Source organism: Flavobacterium arabinosi (assembly GCF_048158725.1).
GTDB classification, from domain to species: domain Bacteria; phylum Bacteroidota; class Bacteroidia; order Flavobacteriales; family Flavobacteriaceae; genus Flavobacterium; species Flavobacterium arabinosi.
Genome location: NZ_JBLNKX010000001.1, coordinates 289,251 through 311,705, shown reverse-complemented (window position 1 = coordinate 311,705; position 22,455 = coordinate 289,251). Strand labels below are relative to the sequence as shown.

Sequence of the window (22,455 nt, the reverse complement as noted above, 5' to 3'; positions counted from 1 at the left end):
ATTACCTACCAAATTGCTACTTATGAAGAAAATTGCGCTTTTATTCATTGTTTTTTGTATGAGTTTAACTTTGTTTTCTCAAGAGCAACACCGACCAAAAATAGGTTTGGTTTTAAGTGGTGGTGGAGCTAAAGGATTTGCGCATATTGGTGTTTTAAAAGTGCTTGAAGAAGCAGGAATCAAGATTGATTACATTGGTGGTACCAGTATGGGAGCGGTTGTTGGCGGGCTTTATGCTTCGGGATATAATGCAAGTCAGATTGATTCCATTTTTCAATCAACAAATTTTGATGAACTATTAAACGACTTCATTCCCAGATCTTCTAAAAATTTTTATGAAAGACGAAACGACGAATTATATGCGTTGGTTCTGCCATTTAATAAACTAAAAATTGGAATTCCTGAAGCATTGTCAAAGGGGATGTACAATTATAATTTATTGAGTAGGATTACCAGAAACGTTAGGCATATAAAGGATTTTAATAAGCTTCCCATTCCTTTTTTATGTATTGGGACCAATATAGAAACAGGAGAAGAAGTTTTATTGAATAAAGGGAATTTGGCTCAGGCTATGATTGCCAGTTCGGCATTTCCATCTTTGTTTTCTCCTGTGGAAATTGATGGGAAACTACTTGTAGATGGCGGTGTTGCTAATAATTATCCCATTGAAGAGGTTAGAAAACTTGGAGCTGATATTATTATAGGCGTTGATGTTCAGAATGATTTATTGGATAGAACCCAACTTAAAGACGCCACAAAAATTTTGGTACAAATTACAAATCTTCAATCAAGAGAAAGAATGAAGAGAAACGTAAAAGACACTGATATTTATATAAAACCAGATATCAAAAACTATGGTGTTATATCATTTGATAAAGGCAAAGAAATTATTAGAAAGGGAGAAGAAGCAACATTTTCTGTTTTTGAAAAATTAAAACTGTTAGTTGATGAATCAAAACCATATAAGAAACCGGAACTAAAAATAATCACCGACAGTTTACAAATTGAAAATATAAATTGTAATGAATTGGACAATTATACTCATGATTATGTTGTTGGTAAACTAAGGTTTAAACCAGGAGTTAAAACTACGTACAATGATTTGTTGAAAGGGATTAACAATATTAATGCCACTCAAAACTTCAGTGCCATATCTTATTCGTTGGATGCTAATGAAAATAATGACGACTTAAATCTCAGTTTGAAAGAAAATTCCACAAAGACTTATTTAAAATTTGGATTGCATTATGATAATTTGTTTAAAAGTGCTGTTCTGGTTAATTTGACCCGTAAAAAAACGCTTTTTAAAAATGATATAGCGTCATTTGATATTGTTTTAGGAGATAATATCAGATACAATTTAGATTACTATGTGGAGAATGGATTTAATATGAGCTTTGGTTTTAAATCGCAGTTCAATCAGTTTAATAGAAATGTGGCTAAAGGGATAAGTAATTTGAATTTAAGTGAAGTAAATTCAATCAATGTTGATTTTACCGACTTAACAAATCAAGCTTATTTTCAATCTTTATTCGTACAAAAATTTCTAATAGGAGGTGGAGTAGAGCTTAAATTCTTAAAAATAAAATCGGAAACATTGGCTAATGTGGATCCCATAATTGATAAAAGTAATTATCTAAGTGTTTTTGGGTACATGAAATTTGATTCCTTTGATAATAAATATTTCCCTAAAAAAGGATGGTATTTTTCAGGGGATATTCAATCCTATTTACTTTCTTCAAATTACACGGGAGACTTCAAATCGTTCTCTATTGCAAAAGGCGATTTTGGAATAGCGGCAACACTTTTTAAAAATGCAACAATAAAATTTCAAACTGACGCGGGATTTTCTTTTGGCAATGAAAGTGTAGCTTTTTTTAATTTTATTTTGGGGGGGTATGGTTATAATCCCATAAATAATTTTAAGTATTTATACGGTTATGATTACTTAAGTGTGGCTGCCAATAGTTATATAAAATCAACTGGAACAATTGATTATGAGTTTTATAAAAATAATCATCTCAACTTTTCGGCAAATTTCGCCAATATTGGGGATAGAATTTTTGAATCAGTAGATTGGATTTCGATTCCAAAATATTCAGGATATGCGGTAGGATATGGTCTTGAAACGGTAATTGGACCAGTAGAAATAAAACACTCCTGGTCGCCGGAAACTGGAAAAGGATACACTTGGTTTAGTATTGGATTTTTATTTTAATTGTAATTTATTTCAATAATAATTCCGATATTTGTTATAATGAAAACAAAATGGCTAGGTTTATTAGATTATCTTCAATTCCTTATCAAGAGAAATCCTGAGTGAGTACCCTTTTTTTGATTTATCATAGCGCATTATAAAGTAATCTCAACTTTAAATTGTTACACTTTTAAACAAAAAAATCATGCCTTTATATCATAAATTAGGAAGTTTTCCTCAAAAGAGACACACACAATTCGAAAAACCAAACGGTGGTTTATATTACGAACAACTTTTTGGGACAGAGGGTTTTCATGGCAATTCATCACTGTTATATCATGTTCACAGACCAACACAAATAAAAGAAATTCTTAATTCCTACTCCGTTGAACCAAAAATTGCCATTGGAAAAAACATAAAATCGTTATTGTTAAAAGGGTTTGAGTTAAAACCTGAAGATGATTTTCTGGACAGTCGCAAACCCATGCTGGTCAATAGAGATTGCACCATTGGATTAGCTGCACCAAAACAATCTTTGCGTACCTATTTCTATAAAAATGCCGATGCCGATGAAATGATTTTCATTCACAAAGGGAAAGGGAAATTGCGCACTATGATGGGAAATATTTCCTTTAAATATGGAGATTATCTGATCATTCCACGTGGAATAATTTATCAAATCGATTTTGACACTTTAGAAAACCGATTGTTTTACGTCGAATCTTTTGCGCCATTTTATACTCCAAAACGCTATAAAAACCGATCCGGTCAGCATCTAGAGCATTCTCCGTTTTGTGAACGTGATTTTATTTTGCCAAACGAGTTAGAAACGCATGATGAAAAAGGGGACTTCCTTATCAAAATCAAAAAAGAAGGCATGATCCACGAAATTGTATATGCCACACATCCTTTTGACGTAGTAGGTTGGGACGGTTATAATTTTCCTTATGGATTCAGTATTCACAATTTCGAACCTATAACGGGTCGCGTACATCAACCGCCACCGGTTCATCAAACTTTTGAAACAGCGACTTTTGTAGTTTGCTCTTTCGTTCCAAGATTGTATGATTACCACCCAAAAGCAATTCCGGCACCTTATAATCACAGCAACATCGACAGCGATGAGGTTTTGTATTATGTAGACGGAGATTTTATGAGCCGCAATAATATCGAACAAGGTCACATTACGTTACATCCAAAAGGAATTCCGCACGGACCCGCGCCAGGAGCAATGGAGCGCAGCATTGGTCAAACCATAACACATGAATTAGCAGTTATGGTCGATACATTCCGCCCGTTAATGGTAACCGAAGAGGCCATGGGATTGGATGATGGTCAATATTATAAATCTTGGGTAGAGTAATAAGGAGCTATTTCCTGCTATCCGTTGCAATCTTTTATTACCCTATCAGGGTTCAAAACCCTGACAGGGTAATAAAAGGATTTTCACTGCTATCAGGGCTAGGGCCTTAGTGTAAAATAACAACTCTTTTTAAATTAATAAAATCTGAGTAAATCAATTGCATCAGCGTCATCAGCTTTTCAAAATTAGATTTATCGAATCAAAAAATAAATACCATGTCAAAAGAAGTAAAATCAGTAGAATACGGACTAGAAAAAATATTTGAAGGAGCACAAGATTTCCTTCCTTTATTAGGAACCGATTATGTAGAATTCTACGTAGGAAATGCAAAACAATCCGCACATTATTATAAAACAGCTTTTGGTTACCAATCATTGGCTTATGCAGGCTTAGAAACTGGAGTAAGAGACAGAACGTCTTATGTGCTAAAACAAGATAAAATCCGAATCGTATTGACTACACCGTTGACTCAAGATTCTCCCATACACGAACATTTAAGAAAACATGGAGACGGGGTAAAAGTTGCTGCACTTTGGGTAGAAGATGCCACTAGTGCTTACGAGGAAACAATGAAGCGTGGTGCGCGTTCTTTTATGGAGCCAACAGTTGAGAAAGATGAGTTTGGAGAAGTAGTGCGTTCCGGAATTTATACCTACGGAGAAACCGTGCATATTTTTGTAGAACGCAAAAATTACAATGGTGTTTTCTTGCCTGGATATAAGGAATGGAAATCTGATTACAATCCAGAACCAACAGGATTAAAATACATTGACCACATGGTAGGTAATGTAGGTTGGAATGAAATGAATACCTGGGTTAAGTTCTATGAAGAGGTGATGGGATTTGTGAATTTCCTTTCTTTTGATGACAAACAAATTAATACCGAATATTCGGCCTTGATGAGTAAAGTAATGTCCAATGGAAATGGAAGAATTAAATTTCCAATCAACGAACCTGCCGAAGGAAAGAAAAAATCACAAATCGAGGAATATCTGGACTTTTATGGCGGACCCGGAATTCAGCATATCGCAATTGCAACAGATGATATTATCAAAACAGTATCTCAGTTGAAAGCAAGAGGAATAGAATTCTTGTCAGCTCCTCCGCATACCTATTATGAGGCAATTCCGGAGCGATTGGGAGCGCATATGAAAATGATGAAGGAAGATTTAAATGAGATAGAGAAACTTGCTATTATGGTCGATGCGGATGAGGAAGGGTATTTATTACAAATTTTCACAAAGCCAGTTCAGGACCGACCAACGTTGTTTTTTGAAATCATACAAAGAATGGGAGCCAAAGGTTTTGGAGCGGGTAATTTTAAAGCACTTTTTGAATCAATTGAGCGAGAACAACAATTGCGAGGAACGCTATAAAAGTGTGTTATTTTTATGTTGTATTAAAAAATAATCAGTGAATGGCCTGTTTTTATGCAAATGTTGTGTTAAACTTTATTTAGAAGCTTTAAAAACTAGTTTTATTAATTAACTTTGCAATCTCAAAACTGGAAGGGGTGGTTTCCTTCCTATATTGATATAAATTTCATAATTTATAGTTTTTTGGTTAGTTAATAGCATAAAAACTCAGTCATTATTTGACTGAGTTTTTTTGTTTTAATATATTTGGAACAAAATTTGCTATTACAGTCAATAAATTGACAAAAAGTAATGAAAAAAATAATACTATTAATACTATTTGTAACAACCGTAAGTTTCGATTCTCAAAAAGAAGATGCTTATGATGTGGGCGAGTACTTTAAATTTAGAATTCATTACGGTATAGTGAATGCAGGATATGCGACGCTTGAAGTCAAAGATGCCATTTTAAATAATAAAAAAACTTTTCATGTTGTTGGTAAAGGATACACTACCGGAATGTCACGTTTTTTCTTTAAAGTTGATGATCTATATGAAAGTTATATTGATAAGGAAACTGGAAATCCATATCGATTTGTAAGAAAAATCAATGAAGGAGGCTACACTAAAAATCAAGAAGGTTTTTTCAATCAAACTACAAATAGAATTCTTGTAAAAGATTATAAACATAAAAACGAAAAGACAATCGTTATTCCAAAAAATGCGCAAGACATTTTGTCAACTTTCTACTATTTAAGAAATTTTCCAAGTATTGATAAAATCAAGCCTGGAGAATCAGTAGCTATTGATATGTTTTTTGATGATGGTGCTACAAAATTTAAGATGAAATTTATAGGTCGTGAAGATATTACAACTAAATTTGGGGTTGTTTCAGCTATGGTTTTTAGACCCTTGGTGCAATCAGGTCGCGTTTTTAAAGAACAGGAAAGTTTAACCGTTTGGATTTCGGACGATGATAATAAAATACCCTTGCGAATTAGAGCAAGTCTGGCTGTAGGTTCAATCAAAGCAGATTTAGATGAATTTAGGGGATTGAAGAATCAGTTTAAAATAAAAAATAATAATGGACAATAATGATAATTCTGAAGGAATTTTAAAAGAAATTGAGCTTAAATTCGAAGCAATAAACCAGAAAACCGAGACGCATTTAGAAGGACTACTTTGGTCTAAGCCGATTACTTATTGGGATTATATTCATACCGATGCGTTGTTAAACCTTCAGATTCAAAGAACCACTCTTCCCGACGAAATGGTTTTTATCATGTATCATCAGGTTAATGAATTAATATTTAAGATGATACTTTGGGAAATGAATCAAATTTCATATTGTCAGGACATAAAAATTGATTTTTTCACGGAAAGGTTAATGAGAATCAGCCGTTATTTTGATATGTTGACAACTTCTTTCGGTATTATGGAAGATGGAATGGATGTAGATCAATACATGAAATTTAGAAATACCCTAACTCCGGCAAGTGGTTTTCAAAGTGCGCAATACAGATTAATAGAATTTTGTTCCACGGATTTAATAAATCTTATCGATTACCGTTATAGAGATACAATTGACAGGAATACTTCTTTGGAATTTGCTTTTGAGCATTTATATTGGCAAGCAGCCGGAAAAGATTATCACACCGGTAAAAAATCATTTTTACTCGAGGAATTTGAAAGAAAATACAAAGGAATGTTTTTGAAACATATGGAGGAATATAACACCATAAATATTTGGAAAAAATTTAAGCAACTTCCAAATTTAGATCAAAAAAATCCAGATTTAATAAAAGCGATGCGCCATTATGACCATACAGTAAATATTACTTGGGTGATGCAACATTTGAATGTAGCCATAAAATATATAGATCAAAGCGGAAAAGGAAATGGTGAAGCTACAGGCGGAAGTGACTGGAAAAAATACATGCATCCAAAATATCAACGCAGGATATTTTTTCCTGAATTATGGTCGGCTGATGAGTTGGCACATTGGGGGCAATAAAATTAATTAGAATAAAAATAATATAGTTTGAAACAAGTATTAATAGCAATTATAGTGTTGTTTTCTTTAGTTTCTTGTAATAAATCTAATGATGTATTAGAAACAGAAATTATAAAACCAGCAGCTAAGAAAATGGAGTTTGGGTTTAGATATTCTGATTTTAATGTGGTTCAGGATACGGTAAAAAAAGGAGATACTTTTGGTACAATTATCGAAAATCAAAATATTGGTAATAGGAAAGTATATGATATTATTAAAAAGGTAAAGGATACATTTGATGTTAGAACAATCAGGATAAACAAACCGTATACGCTACTAAGATCAAAAAACAAAACAAATAATTTACAGGTTTTTATTTATCAGCCGGATGCATTGACTTATTATGTTGTCGATTTGCGTGACACGGCAGTGGTTGTATATAAAAAAACGAAACCTATTACTATTAAGACCCGTACAATAGGGGGATTATTAAAGGGTTCTTTGTCTGAAACTTTGGAAGATGCAAATGTAGAAGGTGCTTTGGCAAGTAAAATATCTAAAATTTATGCTTGGTCTATCGATTTTTTTAAACTTAAAAAAGGAGATCGGTTTGCTATTACTTTTACGGAAAGATTTATAAATGACTCCGTTTATGATGGAGTAGATAGTCTTAAAGCTGCTTTTTTTGAATACAAAGGAAAAATAATTTACGCATTTCCTTATGCTCAAAATCCTTCTTCCAATAAAATAGAATATTACGACGAGGAAGGGAAAACATTGAAAAATTTCTTTCTTAAAACACCAATTAAATTTAGCAGAATTTCGTCTCGTTTTTCAACTAATCGATTCCATCCAGTACAACAAAGATGGAAAGCGCATAAAGGAACCGATTATGCTGCGCCATACGGAACCCCAATTACAACTACTGCTGCAGGAAATGTAGAGCAGACAGGTTTTACCGCAGGAAATGGGAATTTTGTAAAAGTAAAGCACAACGGAACCTATTCCACTCAATATTTACACATGTCAAGGATTTTGGTACGAAGGGGTCAGCATGTCAATCAAGGTCAGGTAATAGGTCGAGTAGGAAGCACTGGTTTAGCAACAGGTCCTCATGTTTGTTATCGATTTTGGAAAAACGGGGTTCAGGTAGATGCGTTACGGCTTAAATTGCCTACTGGTGAACCAATGAGCGGTAGAAATAAAGAGCAGTTTTTAAAGGTTATTACTCCTTTAAAATGGCAATTAGATAGCGTTGCTAATTTGTAACAAATTGATTTATTAAAATTATAATGGTTCTTTTCTATTCCGTTTAAAGCATCACTATTAGGGCAATTTTTTCTTAAATTGTTATATAATTGTAAAGGTATTTATCGTTAAAACTAATTTCAGTATTTTTGTCAAAAATTAAACTAAACGATAATCCAAATATAAATGGCTTTAAATACAATAAACCCAACAGAAACAGTAGCTTGGAAGAAACTTCAGCAGCATTACAGTGAAATGCAAAAAGCTTCCATGAAAGAGCTGTTTCAAGCAGATGATTTAAGAACAGAGAAATTCAACTTGAAATGGAATGATTTTTTAATCGATTTCTCAAAAAATATAATCAACCAAGAAACACTTGAATTATTACTTGAGTTGGCAGAAGAAGCAGGACTTAAAAATGCTATTACGGACTATTTTGACGGTGGAATCATCAATCAAACGGAAAACAGAGCCGTGCTTCATACAGCTTTAAGAGCTAAAGAATCAGCTGTCATAAATGTAGAAGGACAAAATGTAGTTCCTGAAATTTATGAAGTAAAAAATAAAATAAAGGCATTTACTAACGAAGTAACTTCAGGACAAAGAACTGGTTTTACGGGAAAACCGTTTACGGATATTGTCAACATCGGTATTGGTGGTTCAGATTTAGGACCTGCAATGGCAGTTGAAGCATTACAATTTTACAAAAATCATTTAAACGTTCATTTTGTTTCAAATGTGGACGGCGACCATGTAAATGAAATTATAAAAAAACTAAATCCAGAAACTACGCTTTTTGTTATTGTTTCTAAAACATTTACAACACAGGAAACATTAACTAATTCTGAAACAATCCGAAAATGGTTTTTACAATCAGCAAAACAAGAAGATGTTGCTAAACATTTTGTTGCAGTTTCTACTAATATTGCAAAAGTAACAGAATTTGGTATTAATCCTGATAATGTATTCCCTATGTGGGACTGGGTTGGAGGTCGTTTTTCATTATGGAGTGCAGTGGGGCTTTCAATAAGTCTTGCAGTTGGTTTTGAAAATTTTGACGAATTATTAAGCGGTGCCAATGAAATGGACGAGCATTTCAAAACTGCTGATTTTGATAAAAATGTACCGGTTGTTCTAGCTTTATTAAGTGTTTGGTATAATAATTTCTTTGGAGCCGAAAGCGAAGCTTTAATTCCTTACACGCAATATTTGCAAAAATTAGCACCTTATTTACAACAAGGTACTATGGAAAGTAATGGAAAAAGTGTTGGTCGTGATGGAAAACCGGTAAATTATCAAACCGGAACTATTATTTGGGGTGAGCCAGGAACTAATTCACAACATGCTTTTTTTCAATTAATTCACCAAGGTACTAAATTGATTCCTACTGATTTTATTGGATTTATAAAACCACTTTACGGAGATGAAGATCATCATGATAAATTGATGTCTAACTTTTTTGCACAAACCGAAGCATTGTTACACGGGAAAACGGAAGAACAAGTTCAAGCTGAATTCGATAAACAAGGTCTTGCTGTTGATAAAGCTGCATTTCTTTTGCCGTTTAAAGTTTTTGCAGGGAACAAACCTACAAATACTATTTTAATACAAAAATTGACTCCAAGAACGTTAGGCTCTTTGATTGCATTATATGAGCACAAGATTTTTGTTCAAGGAATTATCTGGAATATATTTAGTTATGACCAATGGGGCGTTGAACTAGGAAAACAATTAGCCAACTCAATTTTAGAAGAGATTAACACTAAAAAAGTAAAAAATCACGATTCTTCAACTGCATTTTTATTGAATCATTTTCTTTCGAATAAATAAAACAGTTTTTAAATTTGATCTAATTAGGAAGATTCAAAATGACTCTGGTTAGTTTTTAAATTTTTAAATACTAAAAAGCCCCGATTTTATAAAAAATCGGGGCTTTTTTATGTAAGTAATTCAGTGATAGTGAGTTTTTGATAATGTTTTCTATTTTTTAACAAATTGGTTTTTATAGTATTTTTATCAGATGAATATATATAATTGTTAAAAAACAATAATTAAATTATTTTTTAACAATTATGTTGCAATAATCACTTTAAAGCAAAAAATTGTGATTTAGATGGATTTTCTTAACGTTTTCATAACAGTATGCGGTTTAAATGTTATAATTTTGCTAAAAATTAATAAATTAAACAAAAAACAAAAATGAAGAAAATTATTTTTATTTTGATTATTTTTTTATCAGCTGTTGGTCATTCGCAGGTTACTAGTTCTGCAATGTCTGGTACTGTTAAATCAGGCACTGGCGAAACGCTACCAGGCGCTTCAGTTGAGGTTGTTCATAAACCTACTGGGACAAAATATTTTTCAACAACTGGTTCTAATGGCGGATATGCTGTTCAAGGAATTAGACCAGGAGGTCCATACACTGTAAAAGTTACTTATGTTGGTTACAAAACAACTGAAATTACTGAGATTAATGCACCTTTAGGTAATAATATAACAATAAATATTGTTGTTGATGAAGAGTCAAATGTTTTAAGCGAAGTTGTAGTAGTTTCTACAAAATCAAAAGGAACTTTCAATAAAGGAAGAACTGGAGCTTCTCAACAATTTTCTAATAGAGAGTTAGTGGCTGTTCCTGTTACAGGAGCACGTTCAATAAACGCAATTACAAAATATAATGCTAACGCTGGAAGTAATGGTACTTTTGGAGGTCAGGATTCACGATTGAATAATTTTACTATTGATGGATCTGTATTTAATAATGGATTTGGTCTTGGAAGTGATTCACAAGCAGGAGGTAGAACGGGTTCAACAGCGATATCTTTAGACGCAATTGAACAATTACAGGTTAATATTGCACCTTATGATGTACGTCAATCTGGGTTTTTAGGTTCTGGAATCAATGCAGTAACTAAAAGTGGAACAAATGAAATTGAAGGTTCTGTTTATAATTCCTTTAGAAGCAACAAGAAAGATTTCATAGGAACTAAAGCTGGAAATGCAGTAATTGTACCAGGAAAATTTAATGAAAAAATTTGGGGAGCAAGAATTGGCGCACCAATTATTAAAGATAAATTGTTCTTTTTTGGAAATTTTGAAACAATAGAAAATACAAGCCCAGCCACAACTTGGACTTCTACGGGTTCACCACAGCCAAGCGCTCAGGTTTCATTACCTACATTTGCTGAAATGCAAACGCTTTCAACTTTTTTGAAAGACAAATTTAATTATACAACAGGACCTTGGGAGAATTATGATGCTGCAAAAGTTTCTAAAAAATTTCTTGCCAGAATCGACTGGAATATAAATGACAATCATAAACTTACTGCTCGTTATGTTTTTCACAACTCAAATTCTGACGAGTTGACTTCTAACTCAAATTCGTTAGGATTTGGTAACAGAAGAACTAGTGCACTTGCTATGTCGTTCCAAAACAGTGGTTATGTAATATTGGATAACACAAGATCTGTTGTAGTAGAACTGAACAGTAAATTAAGTAATTCATGGTACAATAACTTCATCGGAGGTTATGATAAACAAATTGAAGATAGAAGTTTACAAGGTGGTGGTTTATTTCCTACTATTGATATAAAAAATGGAGCAGCTACTTTTATTTCTGCAGGTTTGGACCCATTTACACAAGGAAATAAACTTAGTTATTCTACATTACACTTTACTGATAATTTGACGAAAACAATAGGAAATCATTCTTTGTTGTTTGGGGCTAATTTTGAGTATTTTAAATCAAGTAACTTATTTTTCTCGGGTTCAAATGGAGTATATGTCTTTAACTCATTAAGTGATTTTTATGCTGCGGCTAATCAATCTGCTAATACTGGTGGTGCTCCATCGACTACAGCATTACCGGCTCGTTTACAATTTAGATATTCTGCTTTAGCAGGTGCAGTAGAACCTTTACAGATTTTGAAATCAAATAAATTAGACTTGTACACTCAAGACGAAATTAAAGTAAGTGATAAATTAAGAGTTACATTAGGTCTTCGTGCTTCAGCAGTTTGGTTTGCTGATACTGCACTTGAAAACACAAAAGTTACTGCAATGACTTTTGCAAATGGTGAAAAGTTCAATACTGGAGAAATGCCAAATACACAATATTTATTTGAACCTAGAGTAGGTTTTAATTTAGATGTAAATGGAGATGCTACAACACAATTACGTGGAGGTAGTGGTGTGTTCACAGGAAGAGCGCCATCAGTATTTTTATCTAATGCTATCGGTAACAACGGAGTTCTTACAGGTTTTGTGGATGTTAGTGGTGCAGCAGTTGGAACAGGTGGATATGGTTTTACTCCAAATCCTAACGATTATTTTATTCCTGCAACGCCAACACTTCCTGCTACATTTGAATTAGCGTTTACAGCTAAAAAATTTAAATTTCCACAAGTTTGGAAGACAAATTTAGCAGTTGATCAAAAACTTCCTTTTGGTTTCGTTGGAACTATCGAAGGTATCTTCCAACAAAATATTAACGCTATTCATTATTACAATGCTAATTTTGATGTTCCAGTTGGAAATTTCATCGGGCCGGATACAAGACCTAGATTTGCCCGTACTGATAATGGAGTTCGTGTGAATGACAATGTTTCTAGTGCTGTTGTATTAACGAATACTGATAAAGGATATTTTTACTCAACAACATTTAAATTAGAGTATCCTTACAAAAAAGGACTTTGGGGTTCGGTAGCTTATACGCATTCAAGTGCTAATGATTTATTATCTGCAGGTTCTATTGCTGCAGGTTCTTGGACTGGAGCGAGATCAATCAATGGTAATAACGATTTACCTTTGGCACTATCAACTAACAATACACCACATAGAATTGTTGGTATATTAGGTTATAAAATCGAATATGGTAATAATATAGGTGCTGCAACTTCAGTTAATCTTGGGTATATTGGGGAACAAGCTGGACCATTTTCTTATGCTTACGGAGGTGATATGAATGGAGATCAAGTTAATGGAAATGACCTAATGTATGTTCCAAATAACGCAAATGAAATCCGTTTTCAAACTTTAGCTGTTACAAATGTTGTAAATGGAGCAAATGTTGTAACAAATTATAATGAAGCACAACAACAACAAGCGTATGAAGCTTACATCAAACAAGATTCTTATCTTTCTTCAAGAAGAGGTCAATACACAGTAAGAAATGGTGGTGTTTTGCCAATGTTACATAGATTAGATTTATCTGTAACTCAAGATTTTTTCATTAAAATTGCAGGTAAAAAGAATAGCTTTCAATTTAGAGCTGATGTATTAAACTTTACTAACTTATTAAACAGAGATTGGGGAGTGACTCAAAGAATTACAGCAACAAACGGGAATGTTTTAAGTTATAGAACGACTACTGCTAATGTGCCTTTTTTCCAATTAGCTACACAAACAGATGCTGCAGGAACGAAAACTTTAATTAAAGATACTTTCCAGAAAAACGCTTCAACTTTTGATGTTTGGCAAGCACAATTTACACTTAGATATATTTTTGGTAAATAATACCTGAAAAAAATATCAAAAAATCAAAACCACGTATTAAAGCGTGGTTTTTTTATGCCTTTTTTTATTATATTTGTTAAAAACAAAAACACAATTTATGTACGAATTTATTCAAAAATTTCATTCTGGTTGGGCTTATTTAGCGCTTTTATTATTAGTGGTTGCAGTTGTTAATTCTTTTATAGGAATGTCTTCTAAAAAAGAATTTACTTCAAAAGATAGAAAAATAGCATTATTTGGTCTTATAGGAACTCACACACAATTATTGATTGGTTTAATTTTATATTTTGTTTCACCATTAGGGTTTGCTTCGTTAGGACAAATGTCAGATAAAGCGTTGCGTTTAACGTCATTGGAACATCCGTTAATAAATATTATTGCAATTACTTTGATTACAATAGGATGGTCAAAACATAAAAAATTAACTACTAGCGAGTCAAAATTCAAAACCTTTTCTATTTTTTATAGTCTAGGATTATTGCTTATTCTAAGTAGAATTCCATGGAAAATGTGGTTTTAAAAATCAATTAAAGCTCTAGAAATAGAGCTTTTTTTATCTGGGTATGGTTTTTGTAAAATAGATTTAACTAAAAAGGTATAAATGAAAAAATCAATAACATTATTTTTTTTGCTGGCAATCATTGGCTTAGTTAGCAGTCAAAGTTCAATCTCAGATAAACAAAAAGCTACAATTCAAAGAGACTCTCTCAAAAAGGCTAAAATAGCAGTTGAACAGCAAGATGATAAATTAGATTCTTTAATCACTTCGTTAGGGAAGTTTAAAATTTATAAAAAAGAAGCGCATGCATCCTATTATGCGGATAAATTTAATGGAAGAAGAACTACAAGTGGTAGAAAATTTGATAATAATAAATATACTGCAGCACACAAAAAATTACCTTTTGGGACAAAAGTAAAAGTAACAAATGAAGCTAATGGTAAATCAGTAATTGTGGAAATTACTGATAGAGGCCCATTTGTCAGGTCAAGAGAAATTGACTTGTCAAAACGAGCTTTTAAGGATATTGCGTCACGTAAAGATGATGGAGGCATGAAGGTGACAATAGCCGTATTGAATAATTAAATCACCAATTTTTGTATGGATTATTGCTTAAATAGGAATTGTAATACCGTTTGTCATTGGTCACTTCCTCACCTAACCAGCTAGGTTTTTCAAAAGTCTCCGTTTCAGAGCCTAGTTCAATCTCAGCAATAATCAATCCTTCATTGTCACCGTAAAACACATCAATTTCATAAACGTGATTGCCCGATCTGACTTCAAATCGGGTTTTATCTATAACGCCTTTTTCACATAAAAGGAGTAATGCTTTAGCTTCTTCAACAGGAATTTCCTTTTCCCACTCAAAACGGGATAATCCTGATTCATTTGAAATCCCTTTTATAGTCAAAAATCCTTTCTCTCCTTTTATGCGAACACGAACGGTACGTTCCGGAACCGAACTTAAATAGCCTTGTGCAATATGATTTTCAGCGAAAGCGGTTGCCTTGAACGAATTGCCTTGAACCAAAAATTTTCTTTCTATTTCAATCATTTTCTCGTTGAGTTTATTTAAGTATTTGTAGCAATTTCCAGCTATCCGTTTCAATTTCTCAATCATAAAACTTTTTTTCTATTTTAAAAAAAGGAGCTTCTGGGCCACTCTTTTTTAAAAGAAAAAATAGTTTTTTCAATCGAAGATTTCCACTTTTATCTGGGCTAATCTCATACCTCAAAGATATCAAATATTTTCACTACAGTTAATTTATATCTTTTAGGAAGGTTTCGCAATTGCTTATGCCAATTTGTTTTTTTTTAACAATCAACGATGTTTAAGGACGTAGCTTTAGATTTCAACCGAATTTTACGTTCAATATTAAGTTTTTGAAAGTACTTCTATAATCATTTATTTATGATTAACTTAATGAAAGTTGGTGGGTCAATTTGTATTTTTACCAAAATTGAACCAAATAATGAAATTATTTTTCAAAGTAAAACCCAAATCAACTCCAGCTGGATTATTAACTAATTTTTTTGATGAAAGTCAGTCTTGGCATGAGAAGGAAGATAATTTAGAACCTTTAGTGGAGTTAATTCGGTTAATTCGACCTTTGAAAACTAAAAACTTAGAAAGTATTGATCTGCAAGAAATCATTTCTTTTTTAAAGGATAATTATGCTATTCGAAAACAGTTCTCCATTTACATCAAAGAGATTTTAAAAGATAAAAAATTCAATAAGATTCTTTCGGATGCGGCTATTTTACAAGATGTAGATTTTATTTTTGAAGTCAAAAAAAGAATTTTCTCTAAATTTTTGCCTTATCAGCCACAAAAGGATACATTAGAATATATTCTCAATCAGGTTTTTTATCGGGACGATGACACGATTTGGATAAATAAAATACCATCACAACAATTAGAAGAATTGTATGGTCTTTTAAAATTCAAATCTATTTATGAAAGCACGGAACTCAATTCGGTTTTGTCAGAATTGTTATTTGGAATGCACTTAATTACACAGAGAATTAGTGGTCGTGCCATGGAAACGGATGTTATCAAAATGGTGCCGGAATTTGATGATTATGAAAGTCCTTTTTCGGCTTTTGAAAAGGAATTATTTCAAATTGAAGACAAAATTAAAAGTTCTGAAAAGCATTTTATCAAGTCGAATGATTTATCGTATGCGCAACTATTGGTTCTGCATAAGCAATGTGAAGAATTTGTTGATAAAGCATTTCATAACACTTCAAAATATGGAATTTCACTTCGGGTGAACCAGAATTTATTAAAAATTAGGCAGCAATTAGAACGGTTGAAATTTTTAATTCCGTTATTGATTGTAGATAAAGAGAACGATAAAAAGAGTAACGGAATAGCATTGGCGTTGCACTTAATTAAATACAATTGTTACAAAAATAATGTTCGAAAATTTATTAGTGAAAGTACCCAACTGATTTCTTATGAAATAACGCAACATACGGCTAAAACAGGAGAACATTATATTACGGAAAGCCGAAAGGAGTATTTTAAAATGTTCCGGACAGCACTTGGTGGAGGATTCATTGTTGGAATAATGTGTGTAATTAAAGTCTTGCTTTCTAAAGCTGATACGAGTTTTTTTGGACATGCTTTTCTTTATAGCATGAACTATGCTTTTGGATTTATTGCGATTTATTTGTTGGGTTTTACATTGGCTACAAAACAACCCGCCATGACTGCTTCGGCTTTGATAAAAGCGTTGGAGGAAGGAGTAATAAAACAAGGTAAAGATGCCGAAAAATATAGAGCTTTTGCTATTCTTTTTGCACGCGTTTTTCGCTCTCAGTTTATAGCATTTGTAGGAAATGTGATTATGGCATTTCCGGTTTCGTTACTTGGTGTTTGGCTGATTGATTATATGTTGCATTATAATATCACTGCGACTAAATGGGAATCATTACTCATTGATTTGAGTCCTATTCATTCGTTAGCGATTCTTCATGCTGCTATTGCTGGTGTGTTTTTATTTTTGTCTGGAATCATTTCAGGAAGTATAGCCAATAGAGACAAACACAATCAGGTTTTTTTCAGGATAACGGAACATCCTTTGCTGAAAAGAAGTTTAGGAAAAGACAGGACGTTGAAATTAGCGAAATTATACGAAAAAAGATGGGCAGGAATTGTTTCCAATTTTTGGTTTGGTATATTCATGGGAAGTACTGCGTCAATTGGTTTGTTTTTAGGGTTAAATCTGGATATACGACATATTACTTTTGGTAGCGGAAATCTGGCTTTAGCATTATACGGAGCAAATTATGTTGTGAGTGACTCAATGTTATTTTGGGGTATTTTTGGAATTGGTATTATGGGTTTAGTTAACTTTATGGTAAGTTTCAGTCTTTCATTAGGTCTGGCATTTCGTTCGAGAGCCATTTCATTATTTGAGTTGCGATTTGTCACGATTTCCATTTGGAATCATTTCAAATCACGTCCATTCAGTTTTTTCTTTCCTACCGAAAAGAAAAACAAATCGATAGTAGTAGAAAATTATTTAAGTACTGAAGAACAAAAATAATTTTGGGATGTAGTAAACCATTCGGGAAATAGGGTTGGGTAGACAATTAGTTGAATATTATGCAGGAATTAATTCCAAATAGAAAAATCATACATGTTGACATGGATGCCTTTTATGCTTCGGTGGAGCAGATGGACAATCCATTGTTACGAGGAAAGCCTATTGCTGTAGGCGGTTCTGAAAATCGTGGTGTAGTAGCAGCGGCGAGTTATGAGGCTAGAAAATTTGGTGTTCGTAGTGCAATAAGTGGAATCATGGCCAAGAAAAACTGCCCCGAACTCATTTTTGTAAGGCCACGATTTGATAGATACAAAGAGATTTCAACTAAGATTCACAAAATTTTTCATGACTATACGGATTTGGTGGAGCCATTGTCACTTGATGAGGCCTATCTAGATGTAACCAACAACAAAAAAGGGAATCCTAGTGCTACTTTATTGGCACAGGAAATAAGACAGCGTATTTTCAATGAAGTAGGTTTAACGGCTTCTGCTGGAATATCAGTCAATAAGTTTGTGGCTAAAATTGCCAGCGATTATAATAAACCCAACGGACAAAAAACGGTCAATCCTGATGAAGTTATTTTATTTCTGGAAGAATTACCCATTCGGAAATTTCATGGGGTTGGAAAAGTCACCACCGAAAAAATGTACCAACTGGGAATTTTTACCGGAGTAGAATTAAAAAGTAAGTCATTAGAGTTTTTGGAGAAACATTTCGGAAAATCGGGAAGTTTCTATTATCATGTCGTGAGAGGGATTCATAATAGTGAAGTAAAATCAAATCGAATTACAAAATCAGTTGCAGCAGAACATACTTTTGATGTTAATCTCTCTTCTGAAATTTACATGTTAGAACAGCTTGAAACTATTGCCAGTGCATTAGAAAGAAGGTTGAAAAAATACAATATTGCAGGAAAAACAGTCACTTTAAAAATAAAGTACAGTGATTTTACACAACAAACCCGAAGCAAAACATTGCCTTATTTTATTTCTGATAAAGCATTGATCGTAGAAGTCGTAAAAGAACTATTGTATCAAGAACGGATGAAAGATTCCGTACGATTACTTGGAATTTCTTTAAGTAATTTAAATACCGAAGAGAAGAGATTTGTTGTAGTGCAGTTAAAATTTGATTTTTAATTAATAATGGACACGTTCAACAATGGTTAAAGTCTAAAATTTATAGTTTTGTTTTTCTAAATAAAATTACATTTGGTTTTTTAATACAAAATATCATGAGTAATTTTCAAGAATATGATGGAGCTATTGCGAAGTATCACAGTGGCTTGAACGTAAAAAAAACCCCCGTTTTTTCTTGGGATTTCCATCATGAATTTTTACAGGAACTAAAGAATTCCTTTCGGGATTTAGATAAACTCAACTCATTTGCTGTTCAAAATAAATGGGATTGTGACAAATTGGATTTAAAAACAAGACTCAAAGAGGAAGTAATAATTGTAACGGATGTTAAACTGACTATTGTTTTTGCTTCGCATAATATAGTAAAAATGAGTGGCTATGAGCCAGCAGAAGTTTTGGGTAAAAGTCCTAAGATGTTTCAAGGTAAGGAGACTAGCTTGGTTACTTCGAATGAAATCCGGAAAGCAATAGAGCTTCACGAACCTTTTGAAAAAACGGTATTGAATTATAAAAAGAATGGAGAGAGGTATACTTGTTTGATAAAAGGATTTCCTATTTTTAACTTGAAAGGACAGTTAAGCCACTACATAGCTTTTGAGAAAGCAGCATAAAACGAAAAAACCTCTCTAAAATTAGAAAGGTTTTCTCATTATTGAAATATCTTACAATAGGCTTAGTTTTTACTGTTCAATTTAGATAACAATCTTAAAAATTCTATATACAACCAAACCAGTGTAATCATTAATCCCATGGCGCCATACCATTCCATGAATTTTGGCATTTTTTGTTCCACTCCTTTTTCTATTCGGTCAAAATCCAAAAATAGATTTAAAGCAGCAATAACTATCACAAAAACACTGATTCCAATGCTCATCATCGAGTTGCCATAATGAACAGGTACAAAGCTGGTAAACATAGAAAATAACCAAGATATCAGATAATAGGTCGCAATGGCAAGTGTAGCTGCCACAACAACGGATTTGAACTGTTCTGTTACTTTTACGATTTTATATTTATACAATCCTAAGCAAACCATGAACGTTACAAAAGTTGCCCCAACGGCCTGAATTACAATCCCGGGATACATGGCTTCAAATATTGCCGAAATTCCACCAATGAATAATCCTTCGAATAAGGCATATCCAGGAGCTAAATACGGAGAATATTGTGGTTTGAAAGCTGAAATCACGACAAGAATAAGTCCTACAATAGCACCGCCAATTGCCGGAACCATTGGATTCATACCATTAAAAGCTAACCACCAAATTATCATGGCTGAAGCCGTAAGAAGTAAAAATAGAATTAGACTCTTGTTGATTGTCCCTGACAAAGTCATTTCTTGATTGTAATCAATTAGAGTTGCTCGGTGTACTTCGTCTTTTCTGGATACCGCTGACGAAAAAGATTTATTATTTAAAAATGGATTTTTCGAATTGAAACTCATAGTGATTGCGATTTTTTATTTCCTCAAATATAAATTTTATTTTGCAGAAGAATGTTTAATTGTTCTTAATTTTTTTCGAATGAAAAATAGATATGTTTTGTTTATTTTTCAAAAATTAAACAAAAAAAATCCGTCCAGTTTGTTAACCGGACGGATTTAATATATTCGAAGAACTTAAAACTATTCTATTTCAGAAACTCTCAAGGTATTTACCATTCCTTTCTCTTTTATCGGCATTGCTGCTAAATTGATAAGGAAATCTCCTTTTTGTACAAAACCTTTTTGTTTTACGATTTCGTTAATGTCAGTTACTGTATCATCAGTACTTACTGTTTTTTCATAGAAAAAAGATTTCACACCCCATAATAAATTCAGTTGTGTAAGGATTCTTTTATTAGACGTAAAAACTAAAATATGTGAATTTGGTCTCCAAGCCGAAATTTGGAAAGCAGTATAACCACTATTAGTCAAGGTACAGATAGCTTTTGCTTTGATAACATTAGCCATAGTTGCAGCGTGATGACAAATCGTTTTTGTAATAAAACGTTTTGTTTTTATCTGTGGTGTGTTTTGTGGTACCTGAATAAGCGGAGAATCCTCAACTGCCTCAATGATTTGAGTCATTTTTTGGATTACTTGAACTGGATAATTTCCAGTAGCAGTTTCTCCAGAAAGCATTACAGCATCTGCACCATCCATAACTGAGTTTGCAACGTCATTCACCTCTGCACGTGTTGGCGTAAGGCTAGTGATCATTGTTTCCATCATTTGTGTAGCAACAATAACTGGGATACGAGCTGTTTTAGCTCTGCGAATTAATTCTTTTTGAACTAAAGGCACCTCATGTGCAGGAAGTTCAACTCCTAAATCTCCACGAGCAACCATCAAGGCATCGCAATAGGCAACAATTTTGTCAATATTTTCTAATGCTTCTGGCATTTCTATTTTGGCAATAATTGGAATTTTATAATCTGAATGTTCAGCAATTAATTCTTGTAAGTCTTGTAAATCTCTTGGTGTTTTTACAAATGATAATGCGATCCAATCCACATTTTGCCCAATAGCAAAAATAGCATCAGCAATATCTTTCTCTGTCATTGCAGGAAGAGATATTTTTGTGTTTGGTAGATTTACTCCTTTTTTAGATTTCAATTCACCACCTTGAATTACTCTTGCTATAACTTCTGATTTCTTATCAGTTTCAACGATTTCGAAAATAAGTTTTCCATCATCTAGCAAAATTCTTTCCCCTGGATTTACATCATTAGGAAAATTTTGGTATTTCATGAATACTTTTTTTGCAGTTCCAAGGATATCTTCGGCTGTAGTAAATGTAATTAAGTCTCCATCATGTACAATAACCCCTTCTTCCATAACTCCTACACGAAGTTTAGGTCCTTGTAAATCTCCAAGGATTGCAGTTGTGTAGCCAAACTCTTCATTTAGGCCTCGTATCAGATTTATTTTTTCTTTTACATCTTCGTAGTCAGCATGTGAAAAATTCACTCTAAAAACATTTACACCTGCGTCAATCATGTCTTTTATGATTTCTCTTGTACTACATGCAGGCCCAAGTGTGGCTACAATTTTAGTTTTTTTGTTTGTAAGCATTGGTATTAAAAAATTAAATTGTTTTTTGATTTGATTTGATTTATATCTACGGTATAAAGTGTAGATATGTTATCGATTTTGTTTAATATAGTCTGTATTGTTGATACGCTCGTTGTATCTTCAATATTCTCTATTTTTAAGAAATAATCTACTTTTTTAAACTCAGGAAGTAAAAAGACTTTTGTTGCCACTTCCATTGTAACATTTGAAAATAAATTTTGGTTAATTCCTTTTTTATATTGAAGAACCTCATTTTTATTTTGAATCAAATTCCAAGTGATTGCTTTTTCATTATCATAATAATAGAATCTTGAAAAATTTGTTTCCCCCTCTTCTATATTAATCTGAATTTCATTCTTGCTTTTGCTTAGATTTATTGGCAATAATTGATTAATAAAAAAAGCCAATCTATAGTCTTCTAATGAAGTGTGAATAGCAATTAGATAGTAATCTATTTCGTCAAATTCTCCAAGATCCAGTTTATGAATAGCCATTTCATGAAAAAATAAGTTGTAAATATAGTATTTCTATCGAA

The 22,455-nt window shown here is 32.7% G+C and carries 17 protein-coding genes; 13 read left to right on the top strand and 4 right to left on the bottom strand.

The features are described 5' to 3' along the window. Window positions 1-22: 22 nt before the first annotated feature. The 10 genes from ACM55K_RS01230 to ACM55K_RS01185 all read left to right on the top strand — a co-directional run bounded on the left by ACM55K_RS01230 (window position 23) and on the right by ACM55K_RS01185 (window position 14,754). A complete protein-coding gene (locus tag ACM55K_RS01230) occupies window positions 23-2,218 on the top strand; it encodes a patatin-like phospholipase family protein (protein WP_416848408.1) in 2,196 nt (731 codons plus the stop codon). 184 nt (window positions 2,219-2,402) lie between these two features. Beyond that, the gene (locus ACM55K_RS01225; protein ID WP_416848407.1) at window positions 2,403-3,560 is read left to right on the top strand and encodes a homogentisate 1,2-dioxygenase; all 1,158 of its coding nucleotides are present in this window, start codon (window positions 2,403-2,405) and stop codon (window positions 3,558-3,560) included. A 215-nt stretch (window positions 3,561-3,775) separates the two neighbouring features. Next, window positions 3,776-4,936, top strand: coding sequence for a 4-hydroxyphenylpyruvate dioxygenase (hppD, locus tag ACM55K_RS01220; protein ID WP_416848406.1), 1,161 nt, complete (start codon window positions 3,776-3,778; stop codon window positions 4,934-4,936). Between the two features lie 291 nt (window positions 4,937-5,227). Continuing rightward, entirely contained in the window at window positions 5,228-6,010 is a 783-nt protein-coding gene (locus ACM55K_RS01215) for a DUF3108 domain-containing protein (RefSeq protein ID WP_416848405.1), read from the top strand. Next, window positions 6,000-6,929, top strand: coding sequence for a tryptophan 2,3-dioxygenase family protein (locus ACM55K_RS01210; RefSeq protein WP_416848404.1), 930 nt, complete (start codon window positions 6,000-6,002; stop codon window positions 6,927-6,929). Before ACM55K_RS01215 ends, ACM55K_RS01210 begins: the two co-directional genes overlap by 11 nt. Before the next feature lie 27 nt (window positions 6,930-6,956). Then, window positions 6,957-8,177 carry a M23 family metallopeptidase gene (locus ACM55K_RS01205; RefSeq protein WP_416848403.1) on the top strand — a complete coding sequence of 407 codons (1,221 nt, stop codon included), beginning with the start codon at window positions 6,957-6,959 and terminating at the stop codon, window positions 8,175-8,177. 165 nt (window positions 8,178-8,342) lie between these two features. Continuing rightward, window positions 8,343-9,986 (top strand): glucose-6-phosphate isomerase, encoded by a 1,644-nt coding sequence (gene pgi / locus ACM55K_RS01200; protein WP_416848402.1) that lies wholly within the window; start codon window positions 8,343-8,345, stop codon window positions 9,984-9,986. Between the two features lie 369 nt (window positions 9,987-10,355). After that, a complete protein-coding gene (locus ACM55K_RS01195) occupies window positions 10,356-13,670 on the top strand; it encodes a TonB-dependent receptor (RefSeq protein ID WP_416848401.1) in 3,315 nt (1,104 codons plus the stop codon). 97 nt (window positions 13,671-13,767) lie between these two features. Beyond that, window positions 13,768-14,190, top strand: a complete 423-nt coding sequence (locus ACM55K_RS01190) for a hypothetical protein (protein WP_416848400.1) — start codon at window positions 13,768-13,770, stop codon at window positions 14,188-14,190. An 81-nt stretch (window positions 14,191-14,271) separates the two neighbouring features. Continuing rightward, window positions 14,272-14,754 carry a septal ring lytic transglycosylase RlpA family protein gene (locus tag ACM55K_RS01185; protein WP_416848399.1) on the top strand — a complete coding sequence of 161 codons (483 nt, stop codon included), beginning with the start codon at window positions 14,272-14,274 and terminating at the stop codon, window positions 14,752-14,754. Between the two features lies 1 nt (window position 14,755). On the opposite strand, the gene ACM55K_RS01180 is transcribed toward ACM55K_RS01185, so the two are convergent. Next, a complete protein-coding gene (locus ACM55K_RS01180) occupies window positions 14,756-15,223 on the bottom strand; it encodes a CYTH domain-containing protein (RefSeq protein ID WP_416848398.1) in 468 nt (155 codons plus the stop codon). 418 nt (window positions 15,224-15,641) lie between these two features. Here ACM55K_RS01180 and ACM55K_RS01175 point away from each other — a divergent pair, with 418 nt between their 5' ends. The 3 genes from ACM55K_RS01175 (at window position 15,642) to ACM55K_RS01165 (ending at window position 19,476) form a co-directional block, all read left to right on the top strand. Next, window positions 15,642-17,723, top strand: a complete 2,082-nt coding sequence (locus ACM55K_RS01175; protein ID WP_416848397.1) for a recombinase — start codon at window positions 15,642-15,644, stop codon at window positions 17,721-17,723. A 59-nt stretch (window positions 17,724-17,782) separates the two neighbouring features. After that, a complete protein-coding gene (gene dinB / locus ACM55K_RS01170; RefSeq protein ID WP_416848396.1) occupies window positions 17,783-18,865 on the top strand; it encodes a DNA polymerase IV in 1,083 nt (360 codons plus the stop codon). A 95-nt stretch (window positions 18,866-18,960) separates the two neighbouring features. After that, a complete protein-coding gene (locus tag ACM55K_RS01165) occupies window positions 18,961-19,476 on the top strand; it encodes a PAS domain-containing protein (protein WP_416848395.1) in 516 nt (171 codons plus the stop codon). Window positions 19,477-19,538: 62 nt separating this feature from the next. Here the strand turns inward: ACM55K_RS01165 and ACM55K_RS01160 are convergent, their stop codons facing one another. The 3 genes from ACM55K_RS01160 to ACM55K_RS01150 all read right to left on the bottom strand — a co-directional run bounded on the left by ACM55K_RS01160 (window position 19,539) and on the right by ACM55K_RS01150 (window position 22,414). Continuing rightward, window positions 19,539-20,309: a Bax inhibitor-1/YccA family protein gene (locus ACM55K_RS01160; protein ID WP_416848394.1), complete on the bottom strand. Its 771-nt coding sequence runs from the start codon at window positions 20,307-20,309 to the stop codon at window positions 19,539-19,541. 180 nt (window positions 20,310-20,489) lie between these two features. Beyond that, window positions 20,490-21,920, bottom strand: a complete 1,431-nt coding sequence (gene pyk, locus ACM55K_RS01155; protein ID WP_416848393.1) for a pyruvate kinase — start codon at window positions 21,918-21,920, stop codon at window positions 20,490-20,492. A gap of 5 nt (window positions 21,921-21,925) precedes the next feature. Continuing rightward, window positions 21,926-22,414 carry an IPExxxVDY family protein gene (locus ACM55K_RS01150; protein WP_416848392.1) on the bottom strand — a complete coding sequence of 163 codons (489 nt, stop codon included), beginning with the start codon at window positions 22,412-22,414 and terminating at the stop codon, window positions 21,926-21,928. Between the last annotated feature and the right edge of the window lie 41 nt (window positions 22,415-22,455).